At 68.8% G+C, this 22695-nt stretch carries 21 protein-coding genes and 1 tRNA gene; 20 read left to right on the top strand and 2 right to left on the bottom strand.

Translation table 11 applies throughout. The features are described 5' to 3' along the window. Positions 1–55: 55 nt before the first annotated feature. Positions 56–128 (bottom strand) — tRNA-Arg (locus tag A5712_RS12160). Positions 129–202: 74 nt separating this feature from the next. Beyond that, positions 203–1171, bottom strand: coding sequence for a GlxA family transcriptional regulator (locus A5712_RS12155; RefSeq protein WP_068104800.1), 969 nt, complete (start codon positions 1169–1171; stop codon positions 203–205). A gap of 107 nt (positions 1172–1278) precedes the next feature. Between A5712_RS12155 and A5712_RS12150 the strand changes: the two genes are divergently transcribed. The 20 genes from A5712_RS12150 to atpA all read left to right on the top strand — a co-directional run bounded on the left by A5712_RS12150 (position 1279) and on the right by atpA (position 22691). After that, positions 1279–1725, top strand: a complete 447-nt coding sequence (locus A5712_RS12150; RefSeq protein WP_068104798.1) for a hypothetical protein — start codon at positions 1279–1281, stop codon at positions 1723–1725. A gap of 2 nt (positions 1726–1727) precedes the next feature. Then, the gene (locus A5712_RS12145; protein WP_068104877.1) at positions 1728–2864 is read left to right on the top strand and encodes a DSD1 family PLP-dependent enzyme; all 1137 of its coding nucleotides are present in this window, start codon (positions 1728–1730) and stop codon (positions 2862–2864) included. Between the two features lie 81 nt (positions 2865–2945). Beyond that, positions 2946–4598 (top strand): arginine--tRNA ligase, encoded by a 1653-nt coding sequence (gene argS / locus A5712_RS12140; RefSeq protein ID WP_068104797.1) that lies wholly within the window; start codon positions 2946–2948, stop codon positions 4596–4598. Then, positions 4595–6013 carry a diaminopimelate decarboxylase gene (gene lysA / locus A5712_RS12135; RefSeq protein ID WP_068104796.1) on the top strand — a complete coding sequence of 473 codons (1419 nt, stop codon included), beginning with the start codon at positions 4595–4597 and terminating at the stop codon, positions 6011–6013. Before argS ends, lysA begins: the two co-directional genes overlap by 4 nt. 3 nt (positions 6014–6016) lie before the next feature. Next, a complete protein-coding gene (locus A5712_RS12130) occupies positions 6017–7342 on the top strand; it encodes a homoserine dehydrogenase (RefSeq protein ID WP_068104792.1) in 1326 nt (441 codons plus the stop codon). After that, on the top strand, positions 7339–8421 hold the full coding sequence (thrC, locus tag A5712_RS12125; RefSeq protein ID WP_068104788.1) for a threonine synthase: 1083 nt from the start codon (positions 7339–7341) through the stop codon (positions 8419–8421). Before A5712_RS12130 ends, thrC begins: the two co-directional genes overlap by 4 nt. Before the next feature lie 3 nt (positions 8422–8424). Then, complete coding sequence (gene thrB, locus A5712_RS12120) at positions 8425–9372, top strand: homoserine kinase (RefSeq protein ID WP_156766528.1); 948 nt, start codon at positions 8425–8427, stop codon at positions 9370–9372. 260 nt (positions 9373–9632) lie between these two features. Continuing rightward, on the top strand, positions 9633–11471 hold the full coding sequence (rho, locus tag A5712_RS12115) for a transcription termination factor Rho (RefSeq protein WP_068104866.1): 1839 nt from the start codon (positions 9633–9635) through the stop codon (positions 11469–11471). Positions 11472–11483: 12 nt separating this feature from the next. After that, positions 11484–13064 carry a fatty-acid--CoA ligase FadD1 gene (gene fadD1, locus A5712_RS12110; RefSeq protein ID WP_068104785.1) on the top strand — a complete coding sequence of 527 codons (1581 nt, stop codon included), beginning with the start codon at positions 11484–11486 and terminating at the stop codon, positions 13062–13064. A 143-nt stretch (positions 13065–13207) separates the two neighbouring features. Next, positions 13208–13450 carry a 50S ribosomal protein L31 gene (gene rpmE / locus A5712_RS12105; protein WP_067148709.1) on the top strand — a complete coding sequence of 81 codons (243 nt, stop codon included), beginning with the start codon at positions 13208–13210 and terminating at the stop codon, positions 13448–13450. A 93-nt stretch (positions 13451–13543) separates the two neighbouring features. Beyond that, the gene (prfA, locus tag A5712_RS12100; protein WP_068104780.1) at positions 13544–14617 is read left to right on the top strand and encodes a peptide chain release factor 1; all 1074 of its coding nucleotides are present in this window, start codon (positions 13544–13546) and stop codon (positions 14615–14617) included. Beyond that, a complete protein-coding gene (gene prmC / locus A5712_RS12095) occupies positions 14614–15456 on the top strand; it encodes a peptide chain release factor N(5)-glutamine methyltransferase (RefSeq protein WP_068104779.1) in 843 nt (280 codons plus the stop codon). The genes prfA and prmC overlap by 4 nt, the downstream gene beginning before the upstream one ends. Next, entirely contained in the window at positions 15453–16106 is a 654-nt protein-coding gene (locus tag A5712_RS12090) for an L-threonylcarbamoyladenylate synthase (RefSeq protein WP_068104778.1), read from the top strand. Before prmC ends, A5712_RS12090 begins: the two co-directional genes overlap by 4 nt. A 46-nt stretch (positions 16107–16152) precedes the next feature. Then, complete coding sequence (locus A5712_RS12085; RefSeq protein ID WP_197518001.1) at positions 16153–17334, top strand: glycosyltransferase family 4 protein; 1182 nt, start codon at positions 16153–16155, stop codon at positions 17332–17334. A gap of 248 nt (positions 17335–17582) precedes the next feature. Further along, entirely contained in the window at positions 17583–18050 is a 468-nt protein-coding gene (locus tag A5712_RS12080; RefSeq protein ID WP_068104772.1) for an ATP synthase subunit I, read from the top strand. After that, entirely contained in the window at positions 18043–18798 is a 756-nt protein-coding gene (gene atpB, locus A5712_RS12075) for a F0F1 ATP synthase subunit A (RefSeq protein ID WP_068104770.1), read from the top strand. Before A5712_RS12080 ends, atpB begins: the two co-directional genes overlap by 8 nt. A gap of 46 nt (positions 18799–18844) precedes the next feature. Continuing rightward, positions 18845–19090: a F0F1 ATP synthase subunit C gene (locus A5712_RS12070; protein ID WP_066928722.1), complete on the top strand. Its 246-nt coding sequence runs from the start codon at positions 18845–18847 to the stop codon at positions 19088–19090. A gap of 9 nt (positions 19091–19099) precedes the next feature. Continuing rightward, entirely contained in the window at positions 19100–19618 is a 519-nt protein-coding gene (locus tag A5712_RS12065) for a F0F1 ATP synthase subunit B (protein ID WP_068104764.1), read from the top strand. A gap of 5 nt (positions 19619–19623) precedes the next feature. Then, a complete protein-coding gene (locus A5712_RS12060; RefSeq protein ID WP_068104763.1) occupies positions 19624–20964 on the top strand; it encodes a F0F1 ATP synthase subunit B/delta in 1341 nt (446 codons plus the stop codon). 53 nt (positions 20965–21017) lie between these two features. Next, a complete protein-coding gene (gene atpA / locus A5712_RS12055) occupies positions 21018–22691 on the top strand; it encodes a F0F1 ATP synthase subunit alpha (RefSeq protein ID WP_068104762.1) in 1674 nt (557 codons plus the stop codon). Positions 22692–22695: the final 4 nt, after the last annotated feature.

Raw genomic sequence — 22695 nt, 5'->3', positions numbered from 1 at the left:
AACACCCGAGTGTTAGGCTGATCGGAAAAACGCATCTGATCAGCGGGAACGTGGGTGCCCCCGGCAGGATTCGAACCTGCGGCCTTCTGCTCCGGAGGCAGACGCTCTATCCCCTGAGCTACGGGGGCGCAAAACGGGATGCTGCGCCATCGGGCCCAGCCAGAGTAACGCATCGACGTGACGGTGGTGACCCCGCCGGGGCTCAAGAGGCCCTCGCCTGGGCACTCGGGCGCAGCGCCCCGGGTGATCGGCCGGTGTGCTTCTTCACCAGTCGGTGCAGAGTCGCCGGATCCGCCAACCCCACCGCGGCCGCGATCTCCTCGAGCGGCATCCGGGTGGCGCGCAGCAGATGCAGCGAGCGTTCGAGGCGAACCCGCTGCACCAGCTGCAACGGGCTGAGGCCCACGGCGTTTCGCGTCCGGCGCGCCAGCGTTCGGGTGCTCAGGCCGCACAACCGGGCCAGCGAGTCGAGCGTGTGCGATTCGTCCAACCGCGACCGCACGAACCGCTCCAGCGTCGCGACCGCTTCGTCACGCGCCGCCAGGTGCGAGGGGATAAGGAAGCTCGCCTGCGACGTGCGCTGGTCGGCCACAAGGCGATTCGCGAGTTCGTCGGTCAGCGCCGCGCCGCCGAAATGGCGCATCAGCGCGAGCATCAGGTCGATGTGCGCGAAGGCGCTGCCGGCCGTCCAGATCGGCCCGTCGCGAACCACCATTTCATCGATGACCACGTTGGCCGCCGGCGCGACCCGGGCCAGATCGGCCCCGAGCCACCACGTCGTGACGCAGCGCCGTTGATCGAGCAGCCCGGCGCCGGCAAGGACGAACACAGCAGTGCATGACGCCGCGATCTCGGCACCGCCGCCGGCCGACCGCCCCAACCACTCGGCGGCGACGGCCACGTCCGTGCCGCTGAGCCGGGCGGCGATCTCCTCAGGCTGGGCTGCACCCAACCCCGGCACGACGACAACGTCCCGCGCGCCGGTGTCCGCCAGGGGTTGCGCGGCGACGGCCAGGCCACCGCGCAGGGCAACGTGGCTTTCCGGCGAGACGAACCGCAGATCGAACGCGGTTTTGCCGAGGATGCGGTTGGCCGCCGAGACCACGTCGACCGTCACGCCCACGGCGCTCGCGCTCGCGCCGTCGAGCACCAGGACGTCAAAACCGATCATGTGGCGAATTATGCAAGAAAGCTGTCCGTCCCGCCACTGGCGTCCGGGGCGGCGCTAGGGGAGATTACGAAGGCAAGAACTGACGAAAGGACCATGTCATGCCGTTAATGCGCGTAACACTCACGCCCGGCGCGTTCGACGATGCGGGCAAGGAGCGCCTGGTCACGGGCCTCACCGAGGCGGCGTGCCGGGCCGAGTCGGTGCCCGACCAGCCTCAGCACCGGATGCGGGCGCTGGTCCTGCTGGACGAGCTCTCGCCCGGACGCTTCTACTCCGCCGGTGTTCCCGCCGACGCCGCGGTCGCCGGCGTGTTCATCGACTGGCAGGTCAGCACCGGGGTGCTCGACGGTGCCCGCAAGGCGCGCTTCGCCGCCGAGCTTCAGGAGGTGGCCGCATCGGCGGCGCACAGCAACGGCGACAGGATGGTCGTCACGTCGTGCGTCATCCATGAAGTGCCCGAAGGGCAGTGGGCGCAGAACGGCGCGATCCGCCGGCTCCCCGACATCGCGCCAATTGCGGGATTCGAGCATCTGACCGCCGTCGCGTCCGGATGACGATGCGCCCGGCAGAAGCGTTGGCGCAAGCCCTGATTGGCGAGGCCAACTCCCGCTTCCGCTTGCCCACGCCGGCGCTGATTCTGGACGAGGCGGCGCTGGACGCCAACATCCGCCGGATGGCCGAGCGGACGCGCGACCGGGTGGCGCTGCGCCCGCACGCCAAGACGCACAAGTGCGCCTGGATCGCCGCAAAGCAAGTCGCTGCCGGGGCGGTGGGGATCTGCTGCGCCAAAATCGGTGAAGCCGAAGCGCTTTCGGCCGCCGGCGTGCGCGGCATCCTCCTGACCTCCCCGGTCGCCGACCCGGCGATGCCGCAGCGGCTGTGCGACGTGGCGGCGCTCGCCCCTGGTTTCGCCTGCGTGGTGGATCATCCCGATCCGGTGACCGCGCTGAGCGCGCAAGCGTCTCGCCGCGGCATTCGCGTCAACGTCCTGATCGACGTCGACGTGGGGCTCGGGCGCACCGGCGTCTCCGGGCCCGGCCAAGCAGTGGCGCTCGCGGAGCACATTCACCGGTGCGAGGGGCTGACGCTGTCTGGCGTTCAAGGCTACGGCGGGCACTGGCAGCACATCTCTGGCTTCCAAAAGCGTTGCGAAGCAGTCCGTGTCGGCATGGAGCGCCTCGCACGCGTGGTCGACGCGCTGCGAAACGCCGGTTACCCGGTCGGCATCGTCACCGGCGGCGGCACCGGAACCGTCGCGGCCGATCTGGACCTGGGCGTCCTCAACGAATTGCAGCCCGGCTCGTACGTCTTCATGGACGCCCAATACGCCGACGCATTGGGCGTCGACGACGACGGAGCCTTCGAAACCAGCCTCTGGGTTGCGAGCCAAGTCGTGAGCGTCAACGCCGACGCGATCGTCACCGTCGACGCGGGCCTCAAGGCCTTCGCGACGGACGGCCCCATGCCGCGCCCGACCGGCGCGCGGTTCGGCGGCTCGACCTATGGGTTCTTCGGCGACGAACACGGCGCACTCACCCGGCCCGCCGGCGCACCCGTCAGCCTCGGGGAGCGCGTGGAGTTCACCACCCCGCACTGCGACCCGACCGTCGATCGGTATGACGCCTACCACATCGTCCACGGCGACCGGCTCGTCGACATCGTGCCCATCGAGGCCGCCCGCGCCAGCCGATAGCCACCCGCGCCGGCTAACGGCCCCCCTGCCGCCTGCAATAGATTCGGGGCAGGGGGACCCTAGCCAATAGGATGGACGCTCGTGACCCCCGCCGACCTGGCCGAGCTGCTCAAAGTCACCGCCGCCGCGGTGCTTGCCGAGCGCGGGCTGGATGCTGCCGCAATGCCGGCGACGGTCACCGTGGAACGGCCGCGTAACCCCGATCACGGCGACTACGCCAGCAACCTGGCGCTGCAGCTGGGCAAGAAGGTCGGCGCCAACCCACGCGAGCTGGCCGGATGGCTGGCCGAGGCGCTGGCGAAAGCCGACGGCATCGCGGCGGCCGAGGTGGCCGGGCCGGGCTTCATCAACATGCGCCTCGAGGCGTCGGCGCAGGCCGTGGTCGTCACCAACGTCATCGATGCCGGCGACGAGTTCGGGTACTCGGACGACCTGGCCGGACAGAAGATCAACCTGGAGTTCGTCTCGGCCAACCCGACCGGGCCCATCCACATCGGCGGCACCCGCTGGGCCGCGGTCGGCGACGCCCTCGGCCGCCTGCTCACCACTCAGGGCGCCGACGTGGTGCGCGAGTACTACTTCAACGACCACGGCGCCCAGATCGACCGGTTCGCCAACTCGCTGATCGCGGCCGCCAAGGGCGAACCGGTGCCCGCCGACGGCTACGCGGGCAGCTACATCAACGACATCGCCGCGCAGGTCCTGCAGAAGGCACCCGACGCACTGAGCCTGCCCGAGGCCGAAATGCGCGAGACCTTCCGCGAAATCGGCGTCGACCTGATGTTCACCCACATCAAGGAGTCGCTGCACGAGTTCGGCACCGACTTCGACGTCTACACCCACGAAGACTCGATGCACACCAGCGGCCGGGTCGAGCAGGCCATCGCCCGGCTGCGCGGCACTGGCAACGTCTACGAGAAGGACGGCGCAACTTGGTTGCGCACCAGCGCCTTCGGTGACGACAAGGACCGCGTCGTGATCAAGAGCGACGGCAAGCCGGCCTACATCGCCGGTGACATCGCCTACTACCTGGACAAGCGGCAACGCGGCTTCGACCTGTGCATCTACATGCTCGGCGCCGACCACCACGGCTACATCGCGCGGCTCAAGGCCGTGGCCGCCGCGTTCGGCGAAGACCCGGCCACCGTCGAGGTGCTGATCGGGCAAATGGTGAACCTGGTCCGCGACGGCCAGCCGGTCCGGATGAGCAAGCGGGCCGGAACCGTGCTCACGCTGGACGACCTGGTCGAGGCGATCGGCGTCGACGCCGCGCGCTATAGCCTGATCCGCTCGTCGGTGGACACCCCGATCGACATCGACCTGGCGCTGTGGTCGTCGGCGTCGAACGAAAACCCGGTCTACTACGTGCAATACGCGCACGCGCGGCTGTCGGCGCTGGCCCGCAACGCTTCTGAACTCGGCCTCATCCCCGACACCGGCCACCTCGAACTGCTCAGCCACGACAAGGAGGGCACGCTGCTGCGCTCCATCGGCGAATTCCCCCGAGTGGTGAAAACCGCCGCCGCGCTACGGGAACCGCACCGGATCTGCCGCTACCTGGAGGACCTCGCCGGCGACTACCACCGGTTCTACGATTCCTGCCGCGTCCTGCCGCAGGGCGACGAGCAGCCCACCGACCTGCACACCGCGCGGCTGGCGCTATGCCAGGCCGCCCGCCAGGTCATCGCCAACGGCCTGACGATTCTCGGGGTCACCGCACCGGAGCGAATGTGAACGTCCACCCCGCCGGTCCCCGGCATGCCGACGAGACGCGGCACGCGGAAAGCCCGACGCGGCCGCAGTCCCCCGAGGAGCTGCTGCGGCTGGCGCCGAACGTGTGGCCGCGCAACACCACTCGCGACGACACGGGCGCGGCGGTCATCGGAGGAGTGCCGGTGACCCAGCTCGCGCAGGAGTACGGGACCCCGCTATTCGTCGTCGACGAGGACGACTTCCGCTCGCGCTGCCACGATCTGGCGGCGGCGTTCGGCGGCGGACACAACGTGCACTACGCCGCCAAGGCGTTCCTGTGCACCGAAATAGCCCGCTGGATCAACGACGAGGGCCTCTCGCTGGACGTGTGCACCGGCGGGGAGCTGGCCGTCGCGCTGCACGCGGACTTCCCGCCGGAGCGGATCACCTTCCACGGCAACAACAAATCCGTCGCGGAGCTGACCGCCGCGGTCAAAGCCGGTGTGGGACATGTCGTCCTGGACTCGATGATCGAAATCGAGCGCCTCGACGCCATCGCCGGCGAGGCGGGCATCGTCCAGGACGTGCTGGTGCGCCTCACGGTCGGGGTCGAGGCGCACACCCACGAGTTCATCTCCACCGCGCACGAGGACCAGAAGTTCGGCCTGTCGGTGGCCAGCGGTGCGGCGATGGCGGCGGTGCGCCGGGTGTTCGAAACCGACCACCTGCGGCTCGTCGGCTTGCACAGCCACATCGGCTCCCAGATCTTCGACGTCGCCGGCTTCGAGCTCGCCGCGCACCGCGTCATCGGCCTGCTGCACGAGATCGTGGACGAGTTCGGCGTCGAGAAGACGGCCCAGCTGTCGACGGTCGATCTCGGTGGCGGCTTTGGCATCTCGTACCTGGCTCCCGACGATCCGCCGCCGGTGGGCGAGCTGGCCGCCAAGCTGGGCGACATTGTGCGCAGCGAGTCGGCGGCCGTCGGGCTGCCCACCCCCAGGCTGGTGGTCGAGCCGGGGCGCGCCATCGTCGGCCCGGGCACCATCACGCTCTACGAGGTCGGCACCGTCAAGGACGTCGACGTGAGCACCACGGCGCACCGGCGCTACGTCAGCGTCGACGGCGGCATGAGCGACAACATCCGAACCGCGCTCTACGACGCGCAGTACGACGCCCGGCTGGTGTCGCGAGTCAGCGATGCGCCGGCGGAGCTGGCCCGCATCGTCGGAAAGCACTGCGAGACCGGCGATATCGTCGTCCGCGACACCTGGGTCCCCGGGGATCTGCAGCCGGGCGACCTGCTCGGGGTGGCCGCCACCGGCGCCTACTGCTATTCGCTGTCGAGCCGCTACAACATGATCGGCCGGCCCGCGGTGGTGGCCGTGCGCGGCGGGCACGCCCGCCTGGTGCTGCGCCGGGAGACGGTCGACGATCTTTTGAGTCTGGAGGTGAGGTGACCCGTGCCCGGTGACGAAAAGCCCGTCGGCGTAGCGGTACTCGGGTTGGGCAACGTCGGCAGCGAAGTCGTCCGCATCATCGAGGACAGCTCCGCGGACCTCGCGGCCCGTGTCGGCGCCCCGCTGGTGCTGCGCGGCATCGGGGTGCGTCGCGTCGCCGCCGACCGCGGCGTCCCGATCGGACTGCTGACCGACAACATCGAAGAGCTGGTTTCCCGTGACGACGTCGACATCGTCGTCGAGTTGATGGGGCCCGTCGAGCCCGCCCGCAAGGCGATCCTGTCCGCGCTCGAGCACGGCAAGTCCGTCGTCACGGCCAACAAGGCGCTGCTGTCCATCTCCACCGGGGAGCTGGCGCAGGCGGCCGAAAACGCCCACGTCGACCTGTATTTCGAGGCGGCGGTCGCGGGCGCGATCCCCGTCATCCGCCCGCTGACCCAATCGCTGGCCGGCGACACCGTGCTGCGGGTGGCCGGCATCGTCAACGGCACCACGAACTACATCCTGTCCGAGATGGACAGCACCGGCGCCGACTACGACAGCGCCCTGGCCGACGCCAGCGCGCTGGGCTACGCCGAGGCCGACCCCACCGCCGACGTCGAGGGCTACGACGCCGCGGCCAAGGCCGCGATCCTCGCGTCCATCGCCTTCCACACCCGGGTGCACGCCGACGACGTCTACCGCGAGGGCATCACCAAGATCACCCCGGCCGACTTCGCGTCCGCGCGGTCGCTGGGCTGCACCATCAAACTGCTGTCCATCTGCGAGCGCGTCACGGGAGACGACGGCCAGCAACGGGTTTCGGCCCGCGTCTACCCGGCACTGGTGCCGCTGTCGCACCCGCTGGCCACGGTCAGCGGGGCGTTCAACGCGGTGGTGGTCGAGGCCGCGGCCTCGGGACGGCTGATGTTCTACGGGCAGGGGGCCGGCGGCGCGCCCACCGCGTCGGCGGTCACCGGCGACCTGGTGATGGCCGCCCGCAACCGCGTGCTGGGCAGCCGCGGGCCCAAGGAGTCCCGGTACGCCCAACTTCCCATCGCGCCGATGGGCCTCATCTCGACTCGCTACTACGTCAGCATGAACGTCGCCGACGAGCCCGGCGTATTGGCGTCGGTGGCAACGGAATTCGCCAAGCGCGAGGTGAGCATCGCCGAGGTGCGCCAGGAAGGCATGGTCGACGAGGGCGGGCGGCGGGTGGGCGCCCGCGTGGTGGTGGTCACCCACACCGCCACCGACGCCGCGCTCTCCGAAACCGTCGCTGCCCTCGCCGATTTGGACGTCGTGCAGAGCGTGACCAGCGTGCTGCGACTGGAAGGAAACGGCCTGTGAGCATCCCCCGTACGGCCACCCACCAACCGTGGCCGGGAGTGATCGCGGCGTACCGCGACCGGTTGCCGGTCGGCGACGACTGGACCCCGGTCACCCTCCTCGAGGGTGGCACCCCCCTGATCGCGGCGGCCCGGCTCTCGGAAAAGACCGGCTGCACGGTCCATCTCAAGGTCGAAGGCCTCAATCCGACCGGCTCCTTCAAAGACCGGGGCATGACGATGGCCGTCACCGACGCCCTGGCCCGCGGCCAGCAGGCCGTGCTGTGCGCGTCGACCGGCAACACCTCGGCCTCCGCGGCGGCGTACGCCGCGCGCGCCGGCATCACCTGCGCGGTGCTGATACCGCAGGGCAAGATCGCCATGGGCAAGCTGGCGCAGGCGGTCATGCACGGCGCCAAGATCATCCAGATCGACGGCAACTTCGACGACTGCCTGGAACTGGCCCGCAAGATGGCCGCGGACTTCCCGACGATCTCATTGGTGAACTCGGTGAACCCCGTTCGCATCGAGGGCCAGAAGACGGCGGCGTTCGAGATCGTCGACGCGCTGGGCGCCGCGCCGGACGTGCACGCGCTTCCGGTCGGCAACGCGGGCAACATCACCGCGTACTGGAAGGGCTACACCGAGTATCACCGCGAGGGCGTGATCGACAGCCTGCCGCGCATGCTGGGCGCCCAGGCCGCCGGCGCCGCGCCCCTGGTGCTCGGCGAGCCGGTCAGCCACCCGGAGACCATCGCCACCGCGATCCGCATCGGCGCCCCGGCGTCGTGGACGGCCGCCGTCAACGCGCAGCAGCAATCCAACGGCCGCTTCCTGGCCGTCACGGACGAGGAGATCCTGGCGGCCTACCACCTCGTGGCCGCCTCCGAGGGCGTCTTCGTCGAGCCCGCGTCCGCCGCCAGCATCGCGGGGCTGCTCAAGGCCGTCGACGACGGTTGGGTGGCGCGCGGCTCGACCGTCGTGTGCACGGTGACCGGCAACGGCCTCAAGGATCCCGACACGGCGCTGAAGGACATGCCGACCGTGTCCCCGTTGCCGGTCGATCCCGTCCTCGTCGTCGAACAGCTGGGTCTCGCGTAAGAAATGACCGCCCGAATGCTGCCCGCCGGGCTGGTGGCGAGCTCTGTGGTGTCGGCGTCCAGCGCCAACCTCGGCCCCGGCTTCGACAGCGTCGGCCTGGCGCTGGACCTGCGCGACGAGATCGTCGTGGAGACAACCGATTCCGGCCTGGAGGTGGTGGTCGAGGGGGAGGGCGCCGACCAGGTGCCGCTGGACGCCGATCATCTTGTCGTGCGCGCCGTCCGGCGCGGGCTGGACGCCGCGGGCGTCGGCGCGCCCGGCCTCGTGGTGCGCTGCCGCAACGCCATCCCGCACTCCCGCGGCCTGGGCTCGTCGGCCGCCGCCGTCGTCGGGGGCCTGGCGGCGGTGAACGGGCTTGTGGCGCAGACCAATTCGACCCCGCTGAGCGTCGACGAATTGATCCAGCTGTGCTCGGAGTTCGAGGGTCACCCGGACAACGCTGCGGCCGCGGTGCTGGGCGGCGCGGTGGTCTCCTGGACCGACGACACCGGTGAGCGGCCCCGGTACTCGGCGGTGTCGCTGCGGCTGCACCCGGACATCCACCTGTTCTGCGCGATTCCCGAGGAACGCTCGCTGACCGCCGAGACCCGGGTGCTGCTGCCCACCCGGGTCAGCCACGACGAGGCCAGCTTCAACGTCAGCCGGGCCGCGCTGCTGGTGGTCGCGCTGACCGAGCGCCCCGACCTGCTGATGCCGGCCACCGAAGACCTGCTCCATCAGCCCCAGCGCGCCCCCGCGATGCCGGGCTCGGCGGAATATTTGCGGCTGCTGCGACGTCATAGGGTGGCAGCGACGCTTTCTGGGGCTGGTCCCTCGCTGATCGCACTGAGCACAGAGCCGGAGTTACCCCGGGAAGCGCTGGAGTACGGGGCCGCACACGGATTTGCCGTCACCAAGATGACCGCGGGCGAAGGAGTTCGCTGGAGCCCGGGCGTCACCGTCGCCGGTTAATCCACGGCGTGGCCGGAGGGTTTGCTTGCTTCCGACAGTGATGCAGGTTATCCTCGGAGCCGTCCAGCAATCGCAGCATCTGCATCTGCAACTGCCTTGCCGCTAGGACAACACCAATTCTTCTCGTGAACGAGGTTCGCCGTCTTCTCCGCCGATCCGGGCGATCACCGTTGCAGAGTCGATGATTGGGCGCACTCGGCGAATTGGCTGAATGCAACGAACCCCCGTATGACCTGATCAGCGGGGAAGAAAGGAACTCCGTGACAGATACGGACCTATTCACGGCTGGCGAAAACACCGATAGCAACCACGCTTCGGACGCCGTGACCACAGACACACCCGACGTCAAAACCAACGCCTCGGCCGGCTCCCTGTCCACCATGGTGCTGCCCGAGCTGCGCGCGCTGGCCAACCAGGCCGGCGTCAAGGGGACGTCCGGAATGCGCAAGAACGAACTCATCGCCGCGATAAAGGAAATCAGGGGACAGGCCAACGGCACTTCGGCCCCCGCCGCCCCCGATACCGCCCCGGCGGACAGCGGCAAATCCGACCAACCCGACACGACCGCCACCGAGGCGCCGGCCGAAACGCCGGCCGCCCAAGGGGAACAGAACGGTTCCACCGGCGAGGCGCCGCGCCGCGAACGACGCGGTGCCAGCCGCGAAGCGGGATCACCGTCCGAGGACGCGGATACCCAAAAGGGCGGCGCCAACCGCGAAGCCGACAAGCGTCAGGACCGCCAGCAGGACACCAAGACCGACGAGCGCGGCGGCGACCAGGGCGGCGATCAACAGGGCCAGGGCGGCCAGCAGAATCGCGGCGGGTCGAACCAGCAGGACGACGACGGCGAGGGCCGTCAGGGCCGGCGGGGACGCCGGTTCCGCGACCGCGACCGCAGGCGCCGCGGCGAACGGTCCGGCGACGGGGCCGACACCGAACTCCGCGAGGACGATGTCGTCCAGCCCGTCGCCGGAATCCTTGACGTGCTCGACAATTACGCGTTCGTGCGCACCTCCGGCTACCTGGCCGGCCCGCACGACGTCTACGTCTCGATGAACATGGTGCGCAAGAACGGCCTGCGCCGCGGCGACGCGGTGACCGGCGCGGTTCGGGTGCCCCGCGACGGCGAGCAGCCCAACCAGCGGCAGAAGTTCAACCCGCTGGTGCGCCTGGACAGCGTCAACGGCGGCTCGGTTGAAGAGGCCAAGAAGCGGCCCGATTTCTCCAAGCTGACGCCGTTGTACCCCAACCAGCGGCTGCGCCTGGAAACCACGCCGGACCGGCTGACCACGCGGGTCATCGACCTGATCATGCCGATCGGCAAGGGCCAGCGGGCGCTGATCGTGTCGCCGCCCAAGGCGGGTAAGACGACGATCCTGCAGGACATCGCCAACGCGATCACCAAGAACAACCCGGAATGCCACCTCATGGTCGTCCTCGTCGACGAGCGGCCCGAGGAGGTCACCGACATGACGCGCTCGGTCAAGGGCGAGGTCATCGCCTCGACGTTCGACCGGCCGCCGTCGGACCACACCTCGGTCGCCGAGCTGGCCATCGAACGCGCCAAGCGGCTCGTCGAGCAGGGCAAGGACGTGGTGGTGCTGCTGGACTCCATCACCCGCCTGGGCCGCGCCTACAACAACGCGTCGCCCGCCTCCGGCCGGATCCTGTCCGGTGGTGTCGACTCCACCGCGCTGTATCCGCCGAAGCGCTTCCTCGGCGCCGCGCGCAACATCGAGGAAGGCGGGTCGCTGACCATCATCGCCACCGCGATGGTCGAGACCGGGTCCACCGGTGACACGGTCATCTTCGAGGAGTTCAAGGGCACCGGTAACGCCGAGCTCAAGCTGGACCGCAAGATCTCCGAACGCCGGGTCTTCCCCGCGGTCGACGTGAACCCCTCCGGCACCCGCAAGGACGAGCTGCTGCTCTCGCCCGACGAGTTCGCGATCGTGCACAAGCTGCGCCGCGTGCTATCGGGTCTGGACCCCCACCAGGCCATCGACCTGCTGATGTCCCAGCTGCGCAAGACCAAGAACAATTACGAGTTCCTGGTGCAGGTGTCCAAGACGACCCCCGGGTCGATGGACAACGACTAACTCAGCAGTGCCGTGGCGGAGACGCTGCAGCAACTGCTTCGAGAGCGCCTGGACCAAGACACGCCGGCGCTGAAGTACGGCGAGCGCATCTGGACCTGGCGCGAGCACCTGGCCGACGCCACCACCACCGCGGCCGCCGTCATCGGGGTCGCCGACCCGGACCGTCCGCTGCACGTGGGTGCGCTGCTGGGTAACACCCCCGACATGCTCACCGCCATGGCGTCCGCGGCGCTCGGCGGCTACGTGCTGTGCGGCATCAACGACACCCGCCGCGGCGCCGCGCTGGCCCGCGACATCGCCCGCGCCGACTGCCAGATCCTGCTCACCGACCCGGCGCACCGGGGGCTGCTGGACGGCCTCGACCTGCCCGGTGTCCGGGTCTTCGACGTGTCCGCCGAGCCATGGCGCGCGCTGCTGGGCGGCGCCGGACCGCTGACGCCGCACCGCGAGGTCGCGCCGACCGACACCTTCATGATGCTGTTCACCTCCGGCACCAGCGGCGACCCGAAGGCCGTGCGGGTCACCCACCTCGTCGTGCTGTTCGCCGGGGCAACGCTGGTCGAGCGGTTCGAGCTCGACGCCTCCGACGTCTGCTACCTGTCGATGCCGCTGTTCCACGCCAACGCCCTGTATGCCGGGTGGAGCGTGGCGGTGACCACCGGCGCGGCCATGGCCCCCGCGACGTTCTCGGCATCCGGGCTGCTGGGAGACCTGCGCCGGTATGGGGCCACCTTCATGAACTACGTCGGCAAGCCGCTGGCCTTCGTGCTGGCCACGCCGGGGCGACCCGACGACCACGACAACCCGCTGCGGGTCGCGGTCGGCAACGAGGCGAGCGACCGGGACATCGCCGAGTTCAGCAGGCGATTCGACTGCACGGTGTGGGACGGCTTCGGCTCCACCGAGGGCGCGATCGTCATCACCCGCGAGGACGGCTGCCCGCCCGGGTCGCTGGGCCGCGGCTTCCCCGGCGTCGCCGTCTACAACCCCGACACCTTGGCCGAGTGCCCGCCCGCCACCTTCCGCGACGGCGCCCTGACCAACCCCGACGAGGCGATCGGGGAGCTGGTCAACACCACCGGCGCCGGGCTGTTCGCCGGCTACTACAACGACTCCGAGGCCACCGGCGCGCGGCTGCGACACGGCATGTTCTGGTCCGGCGACCTCGCCTACAAAGACGCCGACGGCTGGCTCTACTTCGCCGGGCGCAGCGGCGACTGGTTGCGCGTCGACGGGGAAAACATGACCACGGCGCCCATCGAGCGGATCTTGGAGCGGTTGGCACCGGTCAGCCACGCCGCGGTGTACGCGGTGCCCGACGACCACTCGGGTGACCAGGTGATGGCGGCCATCGTGCTCGCCGACGGCGCGGAGCTGACGCCCGAGGAATTCGGCCGGTTCCTGGCCGATCAGCCCGACCTGTCGCCCAAGGCGTGGCCCCGCTACGTCTGGCTCGCCGACCGGTTGCCGACCACGGCGACCAACAAGATCCTCAAACGCGAGCTCAGCGCGCTGGGCCCGGCACCCCGCGGCGGCGTGGTGTGGACCCGCGACGCAAAAAGCCGCGTCTACCGCGACACGTCGCGGCCCTGAGCAGCCGGGAATGCGGGCGACCAGCTCGCTGTTTGGGGAGATGTAGGTTGACCTGGCATAATCGAGGGTCGACTAACCCAGGACCAGATCAGGTTCTTGGAGTTCGCGCCCGGTCCGGGCGGCAAACGATCGAAGAGGACATCATGAAAGCTGACATTCATCCGGCGTACGGCGAGACCACCGTGCACTGTGGGTGTGGGAACACGTTCACCACGCGCAGCACCAAGCCCGGCGGCAACATCGTCGTCGAGGTCTGCTCACAGTGCCACCCGTTCTATACCGGCAAGCAAAAGATCCTCGACAGCGGCGGCCGCGTCGCCCGCTTCGAGAAGCGCTACGGCAAGCGCAAGGCCGCGGCCGACTCGGCCGAGTCGACCGACAAATAGCTGGCTTACCGACGCCCGAACTGTGCGAGTCTGCACAGGCCGGGCGTCGGTTTGTGTTCGGGGTACTCGGTCGCGGTTAGGAAGGAGGCCAGCGTGACGAAGCCGGTGCAGACCATCGACGTGCTGCTCGCCGAACACGCCGAGCTCGAAAAGCGGCTGGCCGACCCCGAGTTGCACAGCAACCCGGACGAGGCGCGCAAAGCGGGACGCCGATTCGCCCGACTGGCGCCGATCGTCGGCACTTACCGCAAGCTGGAGGCGGCGCGCGGCGACCTCGAGGCCGCGCGCGAGCTGGCCGTCGACGACGAGTCGTTCGCCGACGAGGTGACCGAGCTGGAGTCCCGGGTGGCCGAACTGGACAGCCAGCTCACCGACATGCTGGCGCCCCGCGACCCGCATGACGCCGACGACATCGTGCTCGAGGTCAAATCCGGTGAGGGCGGCGAGGAATCGGCGCTGTTCGCCGCCGACCTGGCCCGGATGTACATCCGCTACGCCGAGCGGCACGGCTGGACGGTCACGGTGCTGGACGAAACCACCTCGGATCTGGGTGGCTACAAGGACGCGACGCTGGCCATCGCGAGCAAGGGCGACGCGGCCGACGGCGTGTGGTCGCGGATGAAGTTCGAGGGCGGGGTGCACCGGGTGCAACGGGTTCCGGTGACGGAATCCCAAGGGCGCGTGCACACGTCGGCCGCGGGCGTGCTGGTCTATCCCGAGCCCGAGGAAGTCGGCGAGGTGCAGATCGACGAGTCCGACTTGCGCATCGACGTCTACCGCTCGTCCGGCAAGGGCGGGCAGGGCGTCAACACCACCGACTCCGCGGTGCGGATCACGCACCTGCCCACCGGAATCGTGGTCACCTGTCAAAACGAACGGTCGCAGCTGCAGAACAAGGCCCGCGCCATGCAGGTGCTGGCGGCCCGGCTGCAGGCCCTCGCCGAGGAAAAGGCGCTGGCCGACGCGTCGGCCGATCGGGCCAGCCAGGTCCGCACCGTGGACCGCAGCGAACGGATCCGCACCTACAACTTCCCGGAGAACCGGATCACCGATCATCGAATCGGTTTCAAGGCACACAATCTCGACCAGGTGCTCGACGGTGACCTCGACGCGTTGTTCGACGCGCTGAGCGCGGCCGACAAGCAATCGAGGCTGCAACAGGCATGACGGCCCTGCGTACCGCGATCGACTCGGCGACGGCGCAACTGGCCGAAGCCGGAATCGATTCCGCTCGCTACGACGCCGAGGAGTTGGCCGCCCACCTGACCGGCACCGAACGCGGACGGCTGACCCTGCTCGAGTCGCCGGGCGACGAGTTCTTCGGCCGCTACCGCGAGATCGTGGCCGCGCGCTCGCAGCGCGTGCCGTTGCAGCATCTCACCGGGACGGCGGCGTTCGGGCCGGTGACGCTGCACGTCGGCCCCGGCGTGTTCATCCCGCGCCCGGAGACCGAGTCCATGCTGGAATGGGCCACCACGCAACCGCTTCCGGCGCGGCCCGTGATCGTCGACCTGTGCACCGGCTCCGGCGCCCTGGCCGTGGCGCTGGCCCGCCACCGCCCCGCCGCGCGGGTGATCGGCATCGACGACTCCGAGGCGGCCCTCACGTACGCGCGCCGCAACGCGGCGGGCACCGCCGTGGAACTCGTGCGCGCCGACGTGACCGCCCCCGGGCTGCTCTCCGAGCTGGACGGGCTCGTCGACCTGGTGGTGTGCAACCCGCCCTACGTTCCCGATGACCACGCGGTGGAAGCCGAAGTGGCCCAACATGATCCGCCGCACGCGGTGTTTGGCGGCCCGGACGGGATGGCGGTCATCGCCGCCGTCGTCCGACTCGCCGCACGCGGGCTGCGCCCGGGCGGCCTGTTTGCCGTCGAGCACGACGACACCACGTCGGCGCGAACAGTCGAATTGATCGGGGCCACAGGGCTTTTCGAGGATATCGAGGCCCGCCGGGATCTGGCCGGGCGGCCGAGGTTCGTGACGGCGCGAAGGGGGCCCCGTTGACCACCGTGTTCGACTGCGGCGATCCCGACCAGCGTTCGGTCGGAATCGCGTCGGCGGCGGGTGCGGTCAAGAACGGCCGGCTCGTCGTGTTGCCGACCGACACCGTGTACGGGATCGGCGCCGACGCCTTCGACAGCACCGCGGTGGCCGCGCTGCTCGCGGCCAAGGGCCGGGGCCGGGACATGCCGGTGGGCGTGCTCGTCGGCTCCTGGCACACCATCGAGGGCCTGGTCTACACGATGCCCGACGGGGCGCGCGACCTGATCCGCGCCTTCTGGCCGGGCGCGCTGAGCCTGGTGGTGACGCAGGCGCCATCGTTGCATTGGGACCTCGGCGATGCCCGCGGCACCGTGATGCTGCGGATGCCGCTGCACCCGGTCGCCATCGAGTTGCTGCGCGAGGTGGGGCCGATGGCGGTGTCCAGCGCCAACGTCTCCGGCCGCCCGCCCGCGGTCGACGCCGGCGAGGCTCGCGACCAGCTCGGCGATGTGGTGGACGTCTACCTCGACGCGGGGCGCTCGCACCAGCAGGCTGCCTCCACGATCGTCGACCTGACGGGGGACACCCCGCGCATCCTGCGGGCGGGCCCGGTCAGCGCCGAGCGGATCGCCGAAGTCCTCGGCATGGACCCCGCCGAACTGATCGCCTAACGCGAGCGCCATCAATCTCGTCTCACCCCGGTGCAGTACGGTTTCGTTGGTGTCCAGCCTTGCCGGTGGTCTGCTCGCCCTGTCCGATCGCGGCACCGGCGTCCCGCTGCGCGAGCTGGCGGTGGTGGGGCTGACCGCCGCGATCGTCACGTACTTCGCGACGGGGCCGGTGCGCGTCCTGGCCACCCGGCTGGGCGCGGTCGCCTATCCGCGGGAACGCGACGTGCACGTGACCCCCACCCCGCGCATGGGCGGGCTGGCGATGTTCCTCGGCGTGATCTCGGCCGTCTTCCTGGCCTGGCAGCTGCCGGCGCTCACCCGCGGCTTCGTCTACTCCACCGGCATGCCCGCCGTCCTGGTGGCCGCCGCGGTGATCGTCGGCATCGGCCTGATCGACGACCGCTGGGGCCTGGACGCCCTGACCAAGTTCGCCGGCCAGATCACCGCGGCCAGCGTGCTGGTCACCATGGGCGTCGCTTGGAGCGTGCTGTACATCCCGATCGGCGGCGTCGGCACGATCGTGCTGGACCAGGCGTCGTCGATCCTGCTCACCCTGGCGCTGACGGTCTCGGTCGTCAACGCGATGAACTTCGTCGACGGGCTCGACGGGCTGGCCGCCGGGCTGGGGCTCATCATGGCGATGGCGATCTGCCTGTTCTCGGTCGGCCTGCTGCGCGACCACGGCGGCGATGTGCTGTTCTATCCGCCCGCGGTCATCTCGGTGGTGCTGGCGGGCGCCTGCCTGGGCTTCCTGCCGCACAACTTCCACCGGGCCAGGATCTTCATGGGCGATTCCGGCTCGATGCTGATCGGCCTGATGATCTCCGCCGCCGCGACGACCGCGGCGGGCCCCGTTTCGCAGAACGCCTACGGCGCCCGTGACGTGTTTGCTCTGCTGTCACCGTTCTTGCTGGTGGCGGCGGTGATTTTCGTGCCGATGCTCGACCTGTTGCTGGCGATCGTGCGTCGCACCCGCGCGGGCCGCAGCGCATTCAGCCCGGACAAGATGCACCTGCATCACCGGTTGCTGCAGATTGGCCATTCGCATCGCCGGGTGGTGCTGCTCATCTATTTATGGGTAGGCATTGTCGCGTTCGGCGCCGCCAGCACAATCTTTTTCAACCCGCGCGACACCGGCGCGGTGATGCTGGGGGCGATCGTGGTCGCCGGAGTGGCGACGGCGATCCCGCTCCTGCGCCGCCGCGACGACTACTCGGACTTGGACTAGACGAGGGCTACGACACCCAGTAGTAGTGGTGCTCGTCGTATGGTACGGTGCAGGTAGAACCCCAAAAAGAGACCTTGAGGGTTGCCGGCCAGCCGGCCCTTCGGACGCTTGTCCGAGCGCGCCGACTCACGACCGACATAGGGAGCTACCCCTTGGGTGATTCCAGCGTGACGTGCGATACGCTCGGCGGGCCACCGATCGGTCGGTCGAGGGTTCCCCGCTTTACTACCTGGGATTGAGGTGCTGCAGTGACGACACCAGCGCAGGACGCGCCGTTGGTGTTCCCCTCTGTTGCTTTCCGTCCGGTTCGGCTGTTGGCGATCAGCGTCGCGGTCACCGCGCTCGCGATGCTCGCCGCGGGATTGTCGGGTCGCCTCATGCTCGGCGTGTTCTTCGGTGTGGGGTTGCTACTGGGTTTGCTCAACGCATTGTTGGTCCGGCGTTCGGTCGCGTCGATCACCGCGAAAGAGCATCCACTGAAAAGCTCGATGGCACTCAATTCGGCGACCCGACTGGCGATTATCACCGTCATCGCGTTGGTGATTGCCTACGTTTTCCGGCCCAACGGCTTGGGCGCGATGTTCGGCCTGGCGCTCTTCCAGGTGCTCCTGGTCGTGTCGACCGCCGTGCCGGTCTACAAGAAGCTGCGCACGGGGGAGCCGGCCGCATCCCTGGGCCCGGACGGCCCGGACGGAAGGAGCACCAGCGATGACTGAGACGATCCTGGCCGGTTCCCAGATCGAGGTCGGCGAGCACACCACCGCGACGTGGCTGGGCCTGACCGTCAACACCGACACCGTGCTGTCGACCGCGATAGCCGGCGTGATCGTGATCGCCCTGGCGTTCTTCCTGCGCGCCAAGATCACCTCGAGCGGCGTTCCCAGTGGGGTGCAACTGTTTTGGGAGGCGCTCACCATCCAGATGCGCAACCAGATCGAGAGCGCCATCGGGATGCGGATCGCGCCGTTCGTGCTGCCGCTGGCCGTCACCATCTTCATCTTCATCCTGATCTCCAACTGGCTGTCGGTGCTGCCGCTGCAGTACACGGACAAGTCCGGCCACACCACCGAATTGCTCAAGTCGGCCGCGGCGGACATCAATTACGTTCTGGCGCTGGCCCTTTTCGTGTTCGTCTGCTACCACATCGCCGGCATCTGGCGCCGGGGCATCGTCGGTCACCCGCTCAAGGTGGTGAAGGGACACGTGGCGTTCCTGGCGCCGATCAACCTGGTCGAAGAATTGGCGAAGCCGATCTCGTTGTCGCTCCGACTCTTTGGGAACATCTTCGCGGGCGGCATCCTGGTGGCGCTGATCGCGCTCTTCCCGCCCTACATCATGTGGTTGCCCAACGCGATCTGGAAGTCGTTCGACCTGTTCGTCGGGGCGATCCAGGCCTTCATCTTCTCGATCCTGACGATCTTGTACTTCAGCCAGGCCATGGAGCTGGAGGATCACCATGACTAGCCCAGCCAGATAAGCCAACAGATAGAGCTGGATAAAGGAGGAAAGAATGGACCCCACTATCGCTGCCGGTGCCCTCATCGGCGGGGGGATCATCATGGGCGGCGGCGCGATCGGAGCCGGTATCGGTGACGGTATCGCCGGTAACGCGTTGGTTTCGGGTATCGCCCGGCAACCCGAGGCGCAGGGCCGGCTGTTCACGCCGTTCTTCATCACCGTCGGTCTGGTTGAGGCGGCCTACTTCATCAACCTGGCGTTCATGGCGTTGTTCGTATTCGCCACGCCCGTCACGTAGTTCGCTGTGATGGGTGACCCGAACCCCATGGTGCTCGCCGCCGGCCAGGTGGTTGCCGAGGGAGGCAAGGGGGGCAGCAACTTCCTTGTCCCCAACGGCACGTTCTTCTTCGTGCTCGCCATCTTCCTCATCGTGCTCGGCGTCATCGGCACCTTCGTGGTGCCGCCGATCCTCAAGGTGCTGCGCGAACGCGACGCCATGGTTGCCAAGACCGTTGCCGACAACAAGAAGTCGGCGGAGCAGTTCGAAGCCGCCCAGGCCGATTACGAAGAAGCCATGAAGGAGGCCCGCGTGCAGGCGTCGGCCTTCCGCGACAACGCCCGCGCCGAAGGCCGCAAGGTCATCGAGGATGCGCGGGCCCGCGCCGAGCAAGAGGTGATGGCGACGGTGCAGCTGGCCTCCGAGCAACTCAAACGGGAACGGGACGCCGTGGAGTTGGATCTGCGCGCCAACGTCGGAACCATGTCGGCGACCCTGGCCAGCCGGATCCTCGGCGTCGACGTCACCACCTCCGCCGCGACAAGGTAAGGCTGATGTCGACTTTTTTCGGACAGTTGCTCGGGTTCGCGCTCATCGTCGCGCTGGTGTGGCGGTACGCCGTGCCGCCGGTGCGCAGGATGATGGCCGCCCGGCAGGATTTGGTGCGCCAGCAGTTGGCCGATTCGGCCGCGGCAGCCGAACGGCTGACCGAGTCGACCACCGCCCACAGCAAGGCGGTTGAGGCGGCCAAGGAAGAGGCCGAGCGGGTGGTCGAGGAGGCCCGCGCGGACGCGGAACGCATCACGGAGCAGTTGCAGGCGCAGGCCGGGGTCGAGGCCGAACGCATCGCGGCGCAGGGTGCGCGCCAGGCCGAGCTGCTGCGGGCGCAGCTGACCCGTCAGCTTCGCCTCGAGCTCGGGTACGAATCCGTGCGCCAGGCAGGGGAGTTGGTGCGCAGTTTCGTCGCCGACCCCGACCAGCAGTCGGCGACCGTCGACCGGTTCCTGGACGATCTCGAAGCCATGGCCCCCGCCCCCGCGGAGGTGGCGTACCCGCTGATGACGAAGATGCGCTCCGCCAGCCGCGAGGCGCTGGGCAACCTGTCGGATCGCTTCGGCACCATCGCCAAAAACCTTGACAACAATGCGCTTTCCAAGCTTTCCGCCGAGCTGGTGTCGGTGGCCAAGATGCTGGACCGCGAAATCGTCGTCACCCGGTACCTCACCGACCCCGCCGAAGACGCGGCGCCCCGGGTCCGGCTGATCGAGCGCCTGGTGTCCGGCAAGGTCAGCGACGCCACGCTCGACGTGCTGCGGGCGGCCGTTTCCGAGCGTTGGTCGGCCAACTCCGATCTGATCGACGCCATCGAGCACATCTCGCGACAGGCGCTGCTGGAGGTCGCCGAACGCGAGGACCGCGTCAGCGACGTCGAAGAGCAGCTGTTCCGGTTCGCGCGCATCCTCGACGCGCAGCCGCGACTGTCCATCCTGTTGGGCGACTACGCGTCTCCCGCCGAAGGACGAGTTGAGTTGCTGCGCAAGGTGCTTGCCAGCGCCAGCGGCAGGGTCAACCCGGTCGCGCGGGCGCTGCTGAGCCAGACGGTCGAGCTGCTGAGGGGCGAACCGGCCGAGGAGGCCATGAAGTTCTTGGCGCAGGTCGCGGTGGCGCGCCGGGGCGAAATAGTCGCGCAGGTCGGCGCGGCGGCCGAGCTCACCGACGCCCAACGCACCCGTGTCACCGAGGTCCTCAGCCGCATCTACGACCACCCGGTGTCGGTGCAGCTGCAGATCGATCCCGAATTGCTGGGCGGCCTGTTGATCGCCGTGGCCGACGAGGTGATCGACGGGACGCTCTCGTCTCGGCTGGCCGCGGCGAAGGCCCAGTTGCCCGACTGACCACACCATCACAACAGCATGCGAACGAAGATCAAGTAGGAAGACGAAAAGCCATGGCAGACTTGACAATCTCGGCTGACGACATCCAAAGCGCCATCGAGGAATACGTAGGCTCTTTCACCGCCGACACCGCGCGCGAAGAGGTCGGTACCGTCGTCGACGCCGGTGACGGCATCGCGCACGTCGAAGGTTTGCCCTCCGTGATGACCCAGGAGCTGCTCGAGTTCCCGGGCGGGGTCCTCGGCGTCGCGCTCAACCTGGACGAGCACAGCATCGGTGCGGTCATCCTGGGTGACTTCGAGAAAATCGAAGAGGGACAACAGGTCAAGCGCACCGGCGAGGTGTTGTCGGTGCCGGTCGGCGACGCGTTCCTGGGCCGAGTCGTCAACCCGCTGGGCCAGCCGATCGACGGGCGCGGCGACATCGACACCGACATCCGGCGCGCCCTGGAGATCCAGGCTCCGTCGGTGGTGCAGCGCCAGGGCGTGAAAGAGCCTCTGCAGACCGGGATCAAGGCCATCGACGCGATGACCCCGATCGGCCGCGGCCAGCGCCAGCTGATCATCGGCGACCGCAAGACCGGCAAGACCGCGGTCTGCATCGACACCATCCTCAACCAGCGCCAGAACTGGGAGTCGGGCGACGAGCGCAAGCAGGTGCGCTGCGTGTACGTGGCCATCGGGCAGAAGGGCACCACGATCGCGGCCGTCCGCCGCGCGCTCGAAGAGGGCGGCGCGATGGACTACACCACCATCGTCGCGGCTCCCGCATCGGACTCCGCCGGCTTCAAATGGCTTGCGCCCTACACGGGTTCGGCGATCGCCCAGCACTGGATGTACGACGGCAAGCACGTGCTGATCGTCTTCGACGACCTGAGCAAGCAGGCCGAGGCGTACCGCGCGATCTCGCTGCTGCTGCGCCGCCCGCCGGGCCGCGAGGCCTACCCGGGCGACGTCTTCTACCTGCACTCGCGGTTGCTGGAGCGCTGCGCCAAGCTGTCCGACGACCTCGGTGGCGGTTCGCTGACGGGCCTGCCGATCATCGAGACCAAGGCCAACGACATCTCGGCCTACATCCCCACCAACGTCATCTCGATCACCGACGGGCAGTGCTTCTTAGAGTCCGACCTGTTCAACCAGGGTGTCCGGCCCGCGATCAACGTCGGTGTCTCGGTGTCCCGCGTTGGTGGCGCGGCGCAGATCAAGGCCATGAAAGAGGTGGCCGGCTCGCTGCGTCTGGACCTGTCGCAGTACCGCGAACTGGAGTCCTTCGCCGCGTTTGCGTCCGACCTGGACGCCACGTCCAAGGCGCAGCTGGAGCGCGGCGAGCGGTTGGTCGAGCTGCTCAAGCAGCGGCAGTACCAGCCCATGCCGGTCGAGGAGCAGGTGGTCTCGATCTTCCTGGGCACCGGCGGCCACCTGGACTCGGTGCCCGTCGAGGACGTCAGGCGGTTCGAAACCGAGTTGCTGGACCACATGCGGGCATCCGAGGAGAAGTTCCTGGCCGGCATCCGGGACAGCCAGAAGCTCTCGGAAGAGGGCGAGAACGAGCTGACCGAGATCATCAAGAAGTTCAAGAAGGGCTTCGCGGCCTCCGACGGCGGATCGGTGGTGCCTGATGAGCACGTCGAGGCGCTAGACGAGGAAGACCTCGAAAAGGAGTCGGTGCAAGTCAAGAAGGAAAAGCCGAAGAAGGAATCCAAGGACTCCAAGAAGGACAAGAAGTAGCTAA

The sequence above is a fragment of the Mycobacterium sp. E2327 genome (assembly GCF_001672675.1).
Taxonomy (GTDB): Bacteria; Actinomycetota; Actinomycetes; order Mycobacteriales; family Mycobacteriaceae; genus Mycobacterium.
Note: the sequence above shows the minus strand (reverse complement) of the source record. Positions and strands in the feature narration are given on the sequence as shown.